Raw genomic sequence first — 14,455 nt, 5'->3', positions numbered from 1 at the left:
TGAATAAATCACTTTAGTGATTTATGAATAATTTTCAGGAGATTTCCTCGAGTACTTTTTTATTCCTAAATAGAAAAATAAAAAACGGTGGGAAAACCCACCGTTCTTTTTACTCTCATTTGTTCATTACTCAACGATTAAAGTACGGCATACATTAGTATGTTTCATTGATTCATCACCTTGAGTTAATAACACTAAATCGCCAGAGTTTAAATAGCCTTTTTCTTTTAATAAAGCAATGGCTGTTTGTGCGCCATTTGAGCTACGAGATTCAGCATCGCTGAATACCGGAGTAACACCACGATATAATGCACAAAGGTTTAAAGTGTCTTGATTACGGGATAAAGCAAAAATCGGTAAACCTGAGCTAATGCGGGACATCAATAGCGCAGTACGACCGCTATGAGTTAAAGTGATGATTGCTGCGACACCTTTCATATGGTTTGCAGAATACATTGCAGACATCGCAACAGCTTCTTCAATATCATCAAACTCTTTGTCCATACGATGACGGGATACGTTGATGCTAGGCATTTTTTCCGCCCCTAAACAAACACGTGCCATTGCAGCAACAGTTTCTGACGGATATTGACCGGCTGCCGTTTCAGCTGAAAGCATTACCGCATCAGTACCATCTAATACCGCATTCGCTACGTCCATGACTTCTGCACGGGTCGGCATAGGGTTACTAATCATGGATTCCATCATTTGTGTTGCGGTGATTACTGCACGATTTAGTTGACGTGAGCGACGAATTAATTTTTTCTGAACGCCGACTAATTCAGGATCACCGATTTCAACGCCCAAGTCACCGCGCGCAACCATAATTACATCTGAAGCTAAAATAATATCATCCATTGCTTCATCACTTGCTACACTTTCGGCACGTTCAACTTTAGCAACAATTTTCGCATTTAAGCCTGCCTGTTTAGCAAGTTCACGCGCATAATTTAAATCTGCACTTGAACGAGGGAAAGAAACGGCTAAGAAATCAACACCGATACGTGCTGCAGTAATAATATCTGCTTTGTCTTTTTCAGTTAATGCATCAGCAGATAAACCACCACCTAATTTGTTAATCCCTTTATTATTTGATAATGGACCACCAACGGTAACTTCTGTGAACACTTTCGCACCTTCGCTTGATAGTACTTTTAATTGAACACGACCATCATCTAATAAGAGAATATCACCGGGAACAACATCTTGAGGAAGAGTTTTGTAATCTAGACCTACCGCTTCCTGATTACCTTCACCTTTTGGTAATTCAGCATCAAGAATGAATTTGTCACCAACATTTAAGAAAATTTTTCCATCTTTAAAAGTAGAAACCCGAATTTTAGGACCTTGCAGGTCACCTAAAATTGCTACCGTTTTACCCAGTTTTTTCGCAATAGAACGAACACGATCAGCACGTTCAATATGATCTTCAGGGGTACCATGAGAGAAGTTCATACGAACTACATTTGCACCTGCTGCAATAATTTTTTCAAGATTGTTATCGCGATCAGTTGCTGGACCCATAGTACATACAATCTTCGTTCTTCTTAGCCTTCTAGACATCATTCTACTCCGTAAATATTTCGCTAACTTTAAATACACCACTCACCCAAATATTTTTTTGAGCGATATAAATCGGCGCGCATTATACGCCTAAAAGACGCCAAAATCAAAAAAGACTTCCCGACCCCAACCTTCCATTCTGGTTATTTTTTTATCATTTAAAATAGTCATTAAAGAAAATTACTTGTCTTCATAAAAAAAACTGTTTATCATCCACCGCATTCGACGCGACTATAGCTCAGTTGGTTAGAGCACCACCTTGACATGGTGGGGGTCACTGGTTCGAGTCCAGCTAGTCGCACCATATATCCCTATCACAGCCCTGCGGAACTTAACGCAGGGCTTTGTTTTATCCAGTGTTTACAAGGCTTTTCCGCACTTTCTCTTATCGTAACTTTTCGCATTAAATCGTCTTTGACCGCTATTATTATGCAATCAATTCATATTCAGGTGAAAGATACATCGTAGTGAGAAAAGTCGCAAAGTGATTTTCATCTTCAACATTTTAATTTTGAGGCATATCTCACATATTTATAAGTGAGTTTTTTATCAAAATTAAAGAACAACTTATAAATAATGAACTTTTTTACAACCAGCCTAGTCGAATGGTACGTGTCATACACAAGACTAGGAGTTAAAAATATGAAACTTAATAAAACCAACATAATTGCATTAACTGCAGCTGCTCTAATACCGCTAGCGTCTCAAGCTACAATTATGAAAGATAGCTCTACAGATGAACTAACTAAAATTGTTTATGTTTGTGAAGATAATAAAACGTTGGATGTTGTCTTTGTTAATACTGATAAAAGCTCTTACGCAATCATGAACGAGATGAACGAATTAATTCCGATGCAAATTCAACAAAGTGCTTCAGGGGCAATTTACAAAGCAATTAATAAAAATTACACCTACGAGCTTCTTACAAAAGGTAATACCGCCACGCTTATGGGAGATAATAAACCTATCCTTTCTAGCTGTGTAACGGAATAGAAACCAAACCATATAAATAAGCTCCGCTCTGCGGGGCTATTTTTATATCTAAAATTAGGAGAAATAAAATGAAACGTAACTGGGATTTTAATCCGAAAAATCCTAATCTTGAAGAAAAAGCAGATAACACAAGTTGTGTTAGAATCAACAGATATTAAGGATTATGTTAAGATAAGCACACTTTCAACTGAAAGCCACACCAAGCTAGATTATTGGAGTACGCTTATGGTTGCTCAAACACATTATACGATAGACAAAAATATGAAACTACTCATTAAAATTGATAATAGCGCACCAAAGCCAAACAGTTTATTCAATTCAAAACGATTAGCAATTAGTCAAAGCCTTTCACCAGTTACTAAATTAAAACCTAACCAAAACCGACCGCACTTTTAGCCATCGTTTTCTTTACTATGATCTCGTACTTTCCAAGTGTTGAGAGCAATAAGAATAATTAATCAAATTGGGGTTCACAAGATACTCAGCAAAATGAGATGTATATATTCCCCTCAATTATTTTCAAGCAGCCTTTTAATATTTCTATCACGTAACTTTGTAGATAAACCTTCTTCCCTCGTTACATCAGCTAATATTTTTCCTTCTTTCACGAAATAGAAATCAACTTTTGATGATTGTTCGGCTTGTTCAAGGAGATCCTTCACAACTCTTAATGCCTCCCTAATTACTTTTTCACTACTAAAAAATCCTTCTAATTCGTCATTATTCACGCCATCGTTTTGAATAAGAGTCAAAATGGCTTTAGCTTTTCGAATTGCGGTGTGAACTTTACTTGTATTTTCCATTGATAAAGCGCAATGGGTTGGGATTTTAGGCATAAACCACCTCCGTACGGTTGGAAATAGAGGTAATAGAGTAATATTTTGAGCTGATTCGTCTTATTGGAATTAACCTATAATTCCATGTTTGGGGAACATTATCCGCCACAATATGTAAGTGAAGATAAGGTTTATTGGAAGTTTGATATGAAATGCCACAGAATAGATAGTTCATCGCTAATAGCCTCAAAATTAAATTATTAAGACTACCGCTGCGGTTTCCATACTTTAGGCGGTAACATGTAACGGACCGGAAAACCTTCGAAATTTTCTAGGAACGCATATATAAGAAACAGAAAAACACGACCCTTAGGGCTATATCGGTATTGAGTTATATCGGTGTTCGCCAAAGTCTCGTGCTTTGATTTTAAGTCTCATCATCATTTTTGCAACTATGAAAAAATAATGCCAAAATTAACCACGCTTTGTAAAGGAAATTATGACAATTTTCTTGCTTCACCTAATTTGGGGTAAAACATTTCTCAATCTCAGAATTAAGTAGTCATTATTCCATTTCATTATAATTAATTCGTTTCAATTCTTTCCTGATGAGAAAATTCTTTTCTACCATATGGTAACGAAAACGATTACGTGATGAAAAAATAGATGAATTGGGATTATATTATCAGCGTGTTACCGCGCTTTGTTGATGCAACATTGATGACGCTTGCCCTCTCGTTTTGGGGAATTTTATTCTCGTTTATTATTGGTACGATTTGCGCCGTCATCACTACTTATAACCTGAAAGCATTAAATTGGTTGGTAAAAAGCTATATTGAGCTTTCTCGCAATACTCCATTATTAATTCAAGTTTTCTTCCTTTATTTCGGACTTTCAAAAGTCGGCATCAAATTAGACGGTTTTATGTGCGGTGTAATCGGCTTAGCCTTTTTGGGCGGAAGCTATATGGCAGAAGCAATTCGTGGTGGTTTAGAAGCCGTTTCCAAAGGTCAGATTGAGTCTGCGATCAGTATCGGTTTAACCCCTTTTCAAGCCTTTCGTTACGTCATTTTTCCACAGGCATTGGCGATTTCCATACCGGCGATTGGGGCGAACTGTCTATTTTTAATGAAAGAAACCTCTGTTATTAGTGCTGTTGCGGTGGTAGAGCTGATGTTTATGGCAAAAGAAATTATCGGGATGGATTATAAAACCAACGAAGCCTTATTTTTATTAGTGGTGTTTTATTTAATCATTTTGCTACCTATCTCAATTTTTATTCGTTATTTAGAACAGCGTGCACGGAGAGCAAAATATGGAATTTGAATTACTGTTCCAAGGCAATAATTTCACCAGGCTGTTAAGTGGTCTTTGGGTGACCGCTGAAATTGCCTTCGTTTCTGTCTTTTTTGCCTGTCTTTTCGGTGTGATTGTAGGTGTGGTGATGACAAGCAAAAATGCCGTAATTAAAGCGATTTGCCAAGTTTATTTGGAATTTGTCCGCATCATTCCTTTGCTCGTACTACTGTTTATCACCTACTTTGGGTTGGCGAAATGGCTTGGCATACACTTAGATGCCATCACTGTCTGCATTTGGGTATTTATTTTTTGGGGCACTGCAGAAATGGGCGATCTTGTGCGAGGCGCCTTGACTTCCATTGAAAAACATCAGGTTGAATCCGCTTACGCTTTAGGTTTAACACCTTTTCAAACCTTTATTTATATTTTGCTGCCGCAAAGTCTAAAACGTGTTACCCCAAGTGCCATTAATCTTTTCACCCGTATGGTGAAAACCAGCTCCCTTGCGATGTTAATCGGTGTAATAGAAGTGATTAAAGTGGGTCAGCAAATTATTGAACATTCACTTTTTAGCAATCAATCGGCGGCACTTTGGATCTATGGAGTCATTTTCTTGCTCTATTTTATGATCTGTTATCCGCTCTCATTATTTTCCCGTCATTTAGAAACCCGTTGGGAAAGCTAAGGAATACCTATGGCATTATTAGAAATAAAAAATTTAGTTAAAAACTATGGTGAGATTGAAGCATTAAAAGGCATTAATCTCTCCATAGAAAAAGGCGAAGTGGTGGTGATTTTAGGCCCGTCCGGCTGTGGAAAAAGCACATTACTCCGCACATTAAACGGCTTAGAGCCCATAAAGAGCGGTCAATTATTGCTTCAAAATGCCGGCGAGCTTGGCAAAAACATAACTTGGGTCAATGCACGTCAACGAATTGGAATGGTATTTCAAAGCTATGAATTATTTGCCCACCTATCGGTGATCGACAATATTTTGCTCGGGCCTTTAAAGGTTCAAAAACGTGATCGGGTGGAAGCCGAAAAACAAGCGGATGAATTATTAAAACGAGTGGGATTATTTGATCGAAAAAATGCCTACCCTCGTGAACTTTCCGGTGGGCAAAAACAACGGATCGCGATTGTCCGTGCGCTTTGTATGAACCCTGAAATTATGTTGTTTGACGAAGTCACTGCTGCCCTCGATCCCGAAATGGTACGCGAGGTACTTGATGTGATTTTAGGGCTTGCCAAAGAAGGGATGACGATGTTGATCGTGACCCACGAAATGGGGTTCGCCCGCCAAGTGGCAAATCGCATTGTTTTTATGGATAAAGGACAAATTATTGAGCAAACCAAACCGGAAGATTTTTTCACCAATCCCACCACGGATCGGGCGAAAACATTTTTAAACATCTTAAACTATGAACCGAGAGGAACAAACTATGAAGAAAACATTTAAAAATTTAACCGCACTTTTTGCCACTGTGACCCTAGCCTTAGGGCTTACCGCCTGCAATGACGATACGCCAAACAAAGAAGCCTCACAATCTGTTTCAGCCATTGAGCAATTGAAACAAGCCGGCAAAATCCGTATTGGTGTATTCAGCGACAAACCACCTTTCGGCTATGTAGATGCTCAAGGTAAAAACCAAGGCTTTGATGTAGAAATAGGCAAAGCCATCACCAAAGATCTCTTAGGTGATGAAAATAAAGCGGAATTTGTATTGGTGGATGCCGCCAATCGTGTGGAATATTTGCTTTCCAAAAAAGTGGATATTATCCTCGCCAATTTCACCGTAACCGCTGCGCGGAAAGAAGTGGTGGATTTTGCCAATCCTTATATGAAAGTGGCTCTTGGCGTGGTTTCAAAAAATGGTGAAGTCATTACGGATCTTGAGCAATTAAAAGACAAAACACTTATCGTTGATAAAGGCACTACAGCGGATATTTTCTTCACCAAGAATTATCCGAATATCAAATTATTGAAATTTGAACAAAACACGGAAACCTTTGAGGCTTTACGAGATGGCAGAGGGGATGCCCTATCAAACGATAACACCTTCTTATTCGCTTGGGTAAAACAAAATCCGGACTATACCGTGGGAGTAAAAAGTTTCGGTGAGCAAGATGTAATTGCGCCTGCCGTTCGTAAAGATGCGCCGGATTTATTAAATTGGCTCAACACTGAAATTGAAAAACTTTCAAAAGAAGGCGTACTCAAACAAGCCTACGAAAAAACCTTGCTACCGGTTTACGGCGATAGTGTGACTAAAAGCGATATCTTAGTAGAATATAAATAAATTCACAAAATAAAAGGGCAATAATGCGTTGCCCTTTTATTATAATCGCGAATATCACATAAAGTGTGCAGCTAAAGTCTTCTGTGTTGTTTTCCGAACAATGATGTAAATTGTGATCCCACTCACAACTTTAACATTTCATTAACAAAACCATTGACATTTTTCTTGATCTATACCATCGTTCTTGAAAACGGTTTTTTAGTATAGAACAAGCGAGATACATCTAATGGAATTATTTTCAAATAAATCATTTAATGCGGGTCTAAAAGATTCAATATCTTTTGGGCTTGCATTTATTTTTCTATATGTACCTATTGGGGCTTTAGGTGCTAGCCAAGGTTTAGGTTTATCCGAAGTGATGGCTACCAGTATTTTTATCTTTTCAACACCGTTACAATTTATGCTTATTCAGAGTTATGGTGCTGGAATATCTCTAATACCAATAATTTTGGCATTAAATTCCAGATTTATTTTAATGTCATCCGCATTATCCGGGTATTTTAAAAACATTTCATATAGAAAGATATTCTTATCAAGTGTCCTAATTGTTCCTTCTGTTTTTTCAGCCTGTATTTCTAAATTCAAGAATAAGGAAGAAGATTATTTTTTATATTTCTTAGGTGTAGGACTACCTATCTATTTTGTATCTGTTTTATCCACATTTATTGGCTATTATACGGGTTCTGAGATTAGCTCACCTTTATTTTATGAAATCGTTAAAATTGTTTTACCGTTACAATTTACCGCCTTAGCCGCAAAACATTGGCCGGATTATCTTGATATTAGTGCATATTGGATAGGATTGTTATTAGCACCTGTATTTCTATTCTTATTCAAAGAATACACAATGATTATTGCGCCATTTTTAATTGGCATTTCATTCGCGACTTTAGATTATATAGGTAAACAAAAATGACAAATATTCTTTTTTTAATATTATTTTCTGCAATAACTATTTTCATCTTTAGAATATCCCCTTTCTTTTTAAAGGATAATAAACATTTAAACAATAAAGATGGATTTATATATAAGTCAATAAGTTATAGTGCACAAGCCATGATTGGAATAATTGTCTTTAACAGTGCGTTTTCAGGGAAGGATATAGTAAGTATATTCAATGATTTTAGCCCAAAAACTATTATTATATTATTTTTATTGTTAGGGACATTTATCATGACCATCGTAACAAAAAAAATAATACCCAGTTTTATAATCACATTAACATTATACAGCTTAATACTCTATTACTTCCCGATGTAAAACACAGTATTTTCCGACTTGCCCTATTCGCTCATCACAAATTGTTCTCTTAATTGATGAAGTTGATCCCGAATAGCAGCAGCTTTTTCAAATTCCAGATCCTGAGCAAATTTATACATTTGTTGTTCCAATTTCTTGACTTGTTGCTGATATTCCTTGGCGTTTTTCGGAGCATAATAAAGTGCGGTCGGTTCTGCCACAGTTTTGGCTCGTGATTTGCCTCTCCCTTTATTCGCCCCCCCCTGACCGATGTCCAATAACTCACCCACTTTTTTGTTTAAGGCTTGTGGAATAATGCCGTGCTCTTCATTGTATTTCATTTGCTTTTCACGGCGGCGGTTGGTTTCCGTGATGGCTTTTTCCATGGATTTAGTGATGCTGTCGGCATATAAAATCGCTTTTCCTTTCAGATTACGTGCGGCACGTCCAATAGTTTGAATAAGCGAACGCTCGGAACGCAAGAACCCTTCTTTATCCGCATCTAAAATTGCCACGAGGGAAACCTCCGGAATGTCCAAGCCTTCACGCAATAAGTTAATGCCGACCAGCACGTCAAATTCACCTAAACGTAAATCACGGATGATTTCCACCCGTTCAACAGTATCAATATCCGAATGGAGATAACGCACCCGAATACCGTGTTCATCCAGATAATCTGTGAGATCTTCCGCCATTTTTTTGGTAAGAGTGGTCACTAAAACCCGCTCATTTCTGTCTGCTCTTTGGCGTGCTTCGGAAAGCAAATCATCCACCTGAATAGCAACAGGGCGAATTTCAATTTCCGGATCAAGCAAGCCTGTCGGGCGCACCACTTGATCGATAATTTCATCACCGGATTTTTCTAATTCATAAGGTCCCGGTGTGGCGGAAACATAGATGGTTTGCGGTGCTAGTCGTTCAAATTCTTCAAAACGTAGCGGGCGGTTGTCTAAAGCAGAAGGCAAACGAAAACCATACTCCACCAAGGTTTCTTTACGGGAACGGTCGCCACGATACATCCCCCCGATTTGTGGTACGGTCACGTGGGATTCATCAATAATCAAAATGGCATCAGAGGGCATATAGTCGAATAATGTCGGTGGCGGTTCTCCTTCATTTCGACCGGAAAGATAGCGTGAGTAATTTTCAATGCCAGAGCAATAACCCAGTTCATTCATCATTTCAATGTCAAACATAGTACGTTGGCTAATGCGCTGTTCTTCCAACAATTTATTTTCTTTGATGAAATATTCACGGCGTTGTACCAACTCCGCTTTGATTTTTTCAATGGCAGCTAAAATGCGTTCACGTGGCGTGACATAGTGGGTCTTTGGATATACTGTATAGCGTGGCACTGAGCCTAAATGGTGTCCTGTCAGCGGATCGAACAGGCTTAAACGCTCAATTTCATCATCAAATAATTCAATGCGGACAGCAATGTCGTCAGATTCTGCTGGAAAAATATCAATAATTTCACCACGTACTCGGAAAGTTCCCCGTTGGAACGCTTGATCGTTGCGTGTATATTGTAATTCAGCCAATTTTGCCAGAATTTGGCGTTGATCGATAATCGCCCCCTGTTGCAGATGCAACATCATTTTTAAATAACTATCGGGATCACCCAAGCCGTAAATAGCAGAAACCGAAGCCACCACAATCGTATCACGGCGCTCCAAAAAAGATTTGGTGGCAGAAAGACGCATTTGTTCAATTTGATCATTAATGGACGCATCTTTTTCAATAAAAGTATCACTACTCGGCACATAAGCCTCGGGCTGATAATAATCATAGTAGGAAACGAAATATTCCACCGCATTTTCAGGGAAAAAAGCCTTCATTTCTGCATAAAGCTGGGCAGCAAGAGTTTTGTTTGGTGCAAGCAACATCGCCGGACGATTCAGGTTTGCAATCACGTTGGCGATAGTAAAAGTTTTACCCGATCCCGTTACTCCAAGAAGCGTTTGATGGGCAAGCCCGTCTTCTAAATTTTCAGCAAGTTTTTCAATGGCTTGGGGCTGATCGCCGGAAGGATTGAAATCAGAATGAAGAATAAAAGGTTTACTGTTAATTTTTTCTGACATAAAAGTGCGGTTAAAATTCGATGAGTTTTTATTGGCGCTATTCTAGCATATTTCTTACTCCGGATAGAGTAAAAAAGCTAAGTTTTACACAGTGTTAGCAATGTCAAGAGAAAAACCTCACAAAATCTGAAACTTTTTTATATTTTTTGCTGGACTTTACCTAATTAATTGATAAATAAAGGAATGTCATTTTGCAATCAATTATTAGCCTGCATTCTACAATCCCAGTATTTATCAGCATTAGAGGAGCTTATTCTATTTTAATCCACAAAGTTATCCACAATATTTGTGGATAGAAAATACGTTAAAAATTTTTTGAATTTTTTTATTTTACCCGTTGACAAACTATTGTCCGATCATTAAAATTCGCGACCGATTCACTGTGATATAGAATTATTCCTCCTTAGTTCAGTCGGTAGAACGGTGGACTGTTAATCCATATGTCGCTGGTTCAAGTCCAGCAGGAGGAGCCAATTTCTCTTTTGGTTTAGAATTTGTTTGTCTCCTTTTACGAATTCTAAATTAGCAACCAAAAGATTTTAAACCCATCGGATTTGATGGGTTTTATTTTTTTACTTTCCAAACAGCACTGCTCCACCGCTCACTTCAAGAGTAGTCCCATAAAATAAAGCCAATGCAAAAAAAATCATCATGATTCCTGCAACGATTTTCACTATTTGTCCGCTATACCGATTTAATGCTCTCGCCCCATACCATTGCCCTAACTGTATTGCCATACGTTTAGCGTAACGCACTAAAACAGCAAAAAGAGAGAGCATAAGCCCTGTGCCAATTGACATTGCCAGTGTAGCAAAAATGCCCCAGATGAAAAGCTCCATCATGTAAGCAAGGAAAAGTACAAAAATAGCCCCCGTACAAGGACGTAAACCAATACTCATTATCACCAGAAATTGGCTTTTCCAAGTCTTAGCGCCCTTTAATTGAACGGCATTCGGCAAATGTTGATGCCCACAGGGGCAATCCATTTTAAAAGTGCGGTTAATTTTAGCCGCACTTTGTAACGGCAAATGAGTTGGCTGAATAGATTTAATACGAAAAACCGGTGGTTTGCGTATGCCCTGATAAATCCAATAGCACCCTAATCCCATTAATAGAATCAACGCACTCCGCTCCAACCATAATTGGCTTAATTTGAAATAGCGAGAGGAAAGATTCAAAATCACAACAACAATAGAAGTTGCCGTAATTGCCACGATACCTTGCATGAGTGAGGAAAGCAGGCTTAATTTCACACTTTGTTTCAGTTCGCTTTCGTGCGTAGATAAATAGCTTGCAATAATAAACTTGCCATGTCCCGGCCCGACTGCATGCAATACGCCATACAGAAAACTCACCGTAATCAATAACATACCAGATGAAACAGAATGATGCTGAATAGCATGAAGGTTTTCAGAAATCAGCTGATTAAACAACTGTTGCCACGCAACAGTTTTCGCAAAAAGCCAAGGAAAAAACCAGAAAATACCAATTAATGCGACAAAGAAGGCGATGAGCCATTTGAATGGAAAAATAGGTTTCATTATCTACTCACATTGAATTTTGACTTTTTGGGCAAACATCACACCTAAAGAATCATCTTCATCTTTTTGTGTTTTATCTAAAGAAGCGGCGTAAGATCGCGTTTTTTCATTTACATTGGGAGCCTCAATATGTCCCTTACAATTTGCCGGAAGTCCCGAAAAATCGACTGCACTTTTGTCCTCAGGGTAATACATTGAAACATAGTAAGTGCGATCGTACGTCATTAGTGTAAATTCATTATTTTCTAATTGCTTAGGCTGCGCTAACAAAAAATCAAAATAATACTGAACTTTTGCTCCTTCTTTGCTTACTCCATAATTTTTCACCTGTTTTTTATATTTGATCTTGTTGTTATTTTTATCAAAAAAATAACTAAAATAATGTTCGTTCACTACATTATTCATCACTTCATCAATCAATTTTTGTTTCTCCGCTTCTCCTCTAGCCTGTCTCATATCGTACAATACCGCTGAAGAACTCGCTTCATCCAACATCCATTTCATGGAAAACCCAACCAATTGATTTTGTTCAACCAATGCTTTTGTTTGCATTTCAATAAACGCATGAGGATGGGCAAATGCAGCCCCTGTATAAAATAAAGAAAGGAGTAATAATTTTTTCATGTTTAGCCCTCAACTAAAAAAGATCGATCATTCTAGCATAGACAAAAAAATTCTAAAAAACGTTTACTTTATAAACAAAAGTAAGGAAATCACCGAAATTTATTGACTTATATCAATAAACAATGAGATTGGGTTTTATTTTTGAAGACGTTTTATGTACTATTCAGTCCGTCAAGTGATTGCTTGATATTCATAAAGTTCCTAAATAAAATAATCATAAATATAGCTAAACTACTTTCCTACCACCCTATTTGGGTGGTTTTTTTTTGCCTTCTCATTAGCTTATTTGCTAAACATCAAGTAAAATGACCGCACTTTTTTAACTCGTTAGAAAGGACGATTATGTCATCACAATTTGTTTATACTATGCACCGTGTCGGGAAGGTTGTGCCTCCGAAACGGCATATTTTGAAAGATATTTCCCTGAGCTTTTTCCCTGGCGCGAAAATCGGGGTACTCGGTTTAAACGGAGCGGGAAAATCCACCCTACTTCGCATTATGGCGGGGATTGATAAAGAGATCGAAGGGGAAGCCCGTCCACAGCCGGGGATTAAAATCGGTTATCTGCCACAAGAACCAAAACTTGAACCACAGCAAACTGTGCGTGAAGCGGTGGAAGAGGCGGTATCCGACGTAAAAAATGCCCTGACTCGTCTTGATGAAGTTTATGCACTTTATGCTGATCCTGATGCGGATTTTGATAAACTTGCCGCAGAACAGGCAAAATTAGAGGCCATTATTCAAGCACAAGATGGGCATAATTTAGATAATCAACTAGAGCGTGCCGCCGATGCGCTACGCTTGCCTGATTGGGAGGCAAAAATTGAACACTTATCGGGTGGTGAACGCCGTCGTGTGGCACTTTGTCGCCTCTTGTTAGAAAAACCGGATATGCTCTTATTAGACGAGCCGACTAACCACTTAGATGCGGAATCTGTGGCGTGGTTAGAACGTTTCCTCCACGATTACGAGGGAACCGTCGTAGCCATTACCCATGACCGCTACTTCTTGGATAATGTTGCCGGTTGGATTTTAGAGCTTGACCGTGGTGAAGGGATTCCTTGGCAAGGAAATTACTCTTCTTGGTTGGAGCAAAAAGAAAAACGCCTTGCTCAAGAACAAGCAGCAGAATCTGCCCGCCAAAAATCCATTGAGAAAGAGTTGGAATGGGTGCGCCAAAATCCGAAAGGTCGTCAAGCGAAAAGCAAAGCGCGTATGGCACGTTTTGAAGAACTCAATTCCGGCGAATATCAAAAACGTAATGAAACTAACGAACTCTTTATTCCACCCGGTCCACGCTTAGGCGATAAAGTGATCGAAGTTCAAAACCTCACAAAATCTTACGGTGATCGCACCTTGATTGATAACCTTTCATTCTCTATCCCGAAAGGAGCGATTGTAGGGATTATAGGGGCAAACGGTGCGGGTAAATCCACTCTATTCCGTATGCTTTCAGGACAGGAGCAACCTGATAGCGGTTCAATCACAATGGGGGAAACAGTTGTACTCGCCTCCGTAGATCAATTCCGTGATGCAATGGATGATAAGAAAACCGTGTGGGAAGAAGTGTCAAATGGACAAGATATTCTCACTATCGGCAACTTTGAAATTCCAAGCCGTGCCTATGTGGGACGCTTCAACTTCAAAGGCGTTGATCAACAAAAACGGGTGGGTGAACTCTCCGGTGGTGAGCGTGGCCGTTTACATTTAGCTAAACTATTGCAAGCAGGCGGCAACGTACTCTTACTGGACGAACCGACCAACGATCTTGACGTAGAAACCTTGCGTGCATTAGAAAATGCTATCTTGGAATTCCCGGGCTGTGCAATGGTTATTTCGCACGACCGTTGGTTCTTAGACCGTATTGCGACCCATATTTTGGACTATGGCGATGAAGGTAAAGTCACCTTCTACGAAGGTAACTTCTCCGACTACGAAGAGTGGAAAAAGAAAACCTTTGGTGCAGAAGCATTGCAGCCACATCGTATGAAATATAAACGTATTGCGAAATAAAAAGGAAGAAAAGTGCGGTTAATTTT

15 protein-coding genes and 2 tRNA genes are annotated in these 14,455 nt (G+C 38.8%); 11 read left to right on the top strand and 6 right to left on the bottom strand.

Annotated features, from left to right (window positions below; genetic code table 11):
• Positions 1 to 126: 126 nt before the first annotated feature.
• Positions 127 to 1,563, bottom strand: coding sequence for a pyruvate kinase (gene pyk, locus A3GE_RS0108370; RefSeq protein ID WP_026215445.1), 1,437 nt, complete (start codon positions 1,561 to 1,563; stop codon positions 127 to 129).
• A gap of 227 nt (positions 1,564 to 1,790) precedes the next feature.
• Here pyk and A3GE_RS0108365 point away from each other — a divergent pair.
• The 3 genes from A3GE_RS0108365 (at position 1,791) to A3GE_RS12125 (ending at position 2,952) form a co-directional block, all read left to right on the top strand.
• Positions 1,791 to 1,867, top strand: a tRNA-Val gene (locus tag A3GE_RS0108365).
• Positions 1,868 to 2,205: 338 nt separating this feature from the next.
• The gene (locus A3GE_RS0108360) at positions 2,206 to 2,556 is read left to right on the top strand and encodes a c-type lysozyme inhibitor (protein WP_018356812.1); all 351 of its coding nucleotides are present in this window, start codon (positions 2,206 to 2,208) and stop codon (positions 2,554 to 2,556) included.
• A gap of 225 nt (positions 2,557 to 2,781) precedes the next feature.
• Positions 2,782 to 2,952, top strand: coding sequence for a hypothetical protein (locus A3GE_RS12125; RefSeq protein ID WP_018356810.1), 171 nt, complete (start codon positions 2,782 to 2,784; stop codon positions 2,950 to 2,952).
• A gap of 113 nt (positions 2,953 to 3,065) precedes the next feature.
• Here A3GE_RS12125 and A3GE_RS11285 read toward each other — a convergent pair whose 3' ends face one another.
• Positions 3,066 to 3,392: a hypothetical protein gene (locus A3GE_RS11285; RefSeq protein WP_018356809.1), complete on the bottom strand. Its 327-nt coding sequence runs from the start codon at positions 3,390 to 3,392 to the stop codon at positions 3,066 to 3,068.
• Positions 3,385 to 3,567: a hypothetical protein gene (locus tag A3GE_RS12050; RefSeq protein WP_136125915.1), complete on the bottom strand. Its 183-nt coding sequence runs from the start codon at positions 3,565 to 3,567 to the stop codon at positions 3,385 to 3,387. The genes A3GE_RS11285 and A3GE_RS12050 overlap by 8 nt, the downstream gene beginning before the upstream one ends.
• Positions 3,568 to 3,998: 431 nt before the next feature.
• Between A3GE_RS12050 and A3GE_RS0108340 the strand changes: the two genes are divergently transcribed.
• From A3GE_RS0108340 to A3GE_RS12550, 6 genes are all read left to right on the top strand, one after another.
• Positions 3,999 to 4,658 (top strand): amino acid ABC transporter permease, encoded by a 660-nt coding sequence (locus A3GE_RS0108340; protein WP_018356808.1) that lies wholly within the window; start codon positions 3,999 to 4,001, stop codon positions 4,656 to 4,658.
• On the top strand, positions 4,648 to 5,316 hold the full coding sequence (locus tag A3GE_RS0108335) for an amino acid ABC transporter permease (protein ID WP_018356807.1): 669 nt from the start codon (positions 4,648 to 4,650) through the stop codon (positions 5,314 to 5,316). The genes A3GE_RS0108340 and A3GE_RS0108335 overlap by 11 nt, the downstream gene beginning before the upstream one ends.
• Positions 5,317 to 5,325: 9 nt before the next feature.
• Positions 5,326 to 6,090: an amino acid ABC transporter ATP-binding protein gene (locus tag A3GE_RS0108330; protein ID WP_018356806.1), complete on the top strand. Its 765-nt coding sequence runs from the start codon at positions 5,326 to 5,328 to the stop codon at positions 6,088 to 6,090.
• A complete protein-coding gene (locus A3GE_RS0108325; protein ID WP_018356805.1) occupies positions 6,074 to 6,931 on the top strand; it encodes a cysteine ABC transporter substrate-binding protein in 858 nt (285 codons plus the stop codon). Before A3GE_RS0108330 ends, A3GE_RS0108325 begins: the two co-directional genes overlap by 17 nt.
• A gap of 226 nt (positions 6,932 to 7,157) precedes the next feature.
• Positions 7,158 to 7,847 carry an AzlC family ABC transporter permease gene (locus A3GE_RS0108320; protein ID WP_018356804.1) on the top strand — a complete coding sequence of 230 codons (690 nt, stop codon included), beginning with the start codon at positions 7,158 to 7,160 and terminating at the stop codon, positions 7,845 to 7,847.
• On the top strand, positions 7,844 to 8,191 hold the full coding sequence (locus tag A3GE_RS12550) for an AzlD domain-containing protein (RefSeq protein WP_018356803.1): 348 nt from the start codon (positions 7,844 to 7,846) through the stop codon (positions 8,189 to 8,191). The genes A3GE_RS0108320 and A3GE_RS12550 overlap by 4 nt, the downstream gene beginning before the upstream one ends.
• A gap of 23 nt (positions 8,192 to 8,214) precedes the next feature.
• Here the strand turns inward: A3GE_RS12550 and uvrB are convergent, their stop codons facing one another.
• On the bottom strand, positions 8,215 to 10,251 hold the full coding sequence (uvrB, locus tag A3GE_RS0108310; protein ID WP_018356802.1) for an excinuclease ABC subunit UvrB: 2,037 nt from the start codon (positions 10,249 to 10,251) through the stop codon (positions 8,215 to 8,217).
• Between the two features lie 397 nt (positions 10,252 to 10,648).
• Between uvrB and A3GE_RS0108305 the strand changes: the two genes are divergently transcribed.
• Positions 10,649 to 10,724, top strand: a tRNA-Asn gene (locus A3GE_RS0108305).
• A gap of 99 nt (positions 10,725 to 10,823) precedes the next feature.
• On the opposite strand, the gene zevB is transcribed toward A3GE_RS0108305, so the two are convergent.
• Together zevB and zevA are read right to left on the bottom strand one after the other, a co-directional pair.
• The gene (gene zevB, locus A3GE_RS0108300) at positions 10,824 to 11,792 is read right to left on the bottom strand and encodes a zinc transporter permease subunit ZevB (protein ID WP_018356801.1); all 969 of its coding nucleotides are present in this window, start codon (positions 11,790 to 11,792) and stop codon (positions 10,824 to 10,826) included.
• Positions 11,793 to 11,795: 3 nt separating this feature from the next.
• Complete coding sequence (gene zevA, locus A3GE_RS0108295) at positions 11,796 to 12,416, bottom strand: zinc transporter binding subunit ZevA (protein WP_018356800.1); 621 nt, start codon at positions 12,414 to 12,416, stop codon at positions 11,796 to 11,798.
• A gap of 342 nt (positions 12,417 to 12,758) precedes the next feature.
• Here zevA and ettA point away from each other — a divergent pair, with 342 nt between their 5' ends.
• The gene (ettA, locus tag A3GE_RS0108285; RefSeq protein WP_018356798.1) at positions 12,759 to 14,429 is read left to right on the top strand and encodes an energy-dependent translational throttle protein EttA; all 1,671 of its coding nucleotides are present in this window, start codon (positions 12,759 to 12,761) and stop codon (positions 14,427 to 14,429) included.
• Positions 14,430 to 14,455 lie beyond the last annotated feature (26 nt).

Origin of the sequence: Rodentibacter pneumotropicus DSM 21403 (assembly GCF_000379905.1) — a bacterium.
Taxonomy (GTDB): Bacteria; Pseudomonadota; Gammaproteobacteria; order Enterobacterales; family Pasteurellaceae; genus Rodentibacter; species Rodentibacter pneumotropicus.
This window is presented reverse-complemented; position numbering and strand designations above follow the sequence as displayed.

Excerpts from the sequence above, each read along its gene's own strand:
- pyk (WP_026215445.1), bottom strand. The coding sequence starts at position 1,563 with ATGTCTAGAAGGCTAAGAAGAACGAAGATTGTATGTACTATGGGTCCA.
- A3GE_RS0108360 (WP_018356812.1), top strand. The coding sequence starts at position 2,206 with ATGAAACTTAATAAAACCAACATAATTGCATTAACTGCAGCTGCTCTA.
- A3GE_RS12125 (WP_018356810.1), top strand. The coding sequence starts at position 2,782 with ATGGTTGCTCAAACACATTATACGATAGACAAAAATATGAAACTACTC.
- A3GE_RS11285 (WP_018356809.1), bottom strand. The coding sequence starts at position 3,392 with ATGCCTAAAATCCCAACCCATTGCGCTTTATCAATGGAAAATACAAGT.
- A3GE_RS12050 (WP_136125915.1), bottom strand. The coding sequence starts at position 3,567 with ATGAACTATCTATTCTGTGGCATTTCATATCAAACTTCCAATAAACCT.
- A3GE_RS0108340 (WP_018356808.1), top strand. The coding sequence starts at position 3,999 with ATGAATTGGGATTATATTATCAGCGTGTTACCGCGCTTTGTTGATGCA.
- A3GE_RS0108335 (WP_018356807.1), top strand. The coding sequence starts at position 4,648 with ATGGAATTTGAATTACTGTTCCAAGGCAATAATTTCACCAGGCTGTTA.
- A3GE_RS0108330 (WP_018356806.1), top strand. The coding sequence starts at position 5,326 with ATGGCATTATTAGAAATAAAAAATTTAGTTAAAAACTATGGTGAGATT.
- A3GE_RS0108325 (WP_018356805.1), top strand. The coding sequence starts at position 6,074 with ATGAAGAAAACATTTAAAAATTTAACCGCACTTTTTGCCACTGTGACC.
- A3GE_RS0108320 (WP_018356804.1), top strand. The coding sequence starts at position 7,158 with ATGGAATTATTTTCAAATAAATCATTTAATGCGGGTCTAAAAGATTCA.
- A3GE_RS12550 (WP_018356803.1), top strand. The coding sequence starts at position 7,844 with ATGACAAATATTCTTTTTTTAATATTATTTTCTGCAATAACTATTTTC.
- uvrB (WP_018356802.1), bottom strand. The coding sequence starts at position 10,251 with ATGTCAGAAAAAATTAACAGTAAACCTTTTATTCTTCATTCTGATTTC.
- zevB (WP_018356801.1), bottom strand. The coding sequence starts at position 11,792 with ATGAAACCTATTTTTCCATTCAAATGGCTCATCGCCTTCTTTGTCGCA.
- zevA (WP_018356800.1), bottom strand. The coding sequence starts at position 12,416 with ATGAAAAAATTATTACTCCTTTCTTTATTTTATACAGGGGCTGCATTT.
- ettA (WP_018356798.1), top strand. The coding sequence starts at position 12,759 with ATGTCATCACAATTTGTTTATACTATGCACCGTGTCGGGAAGGTTGTG.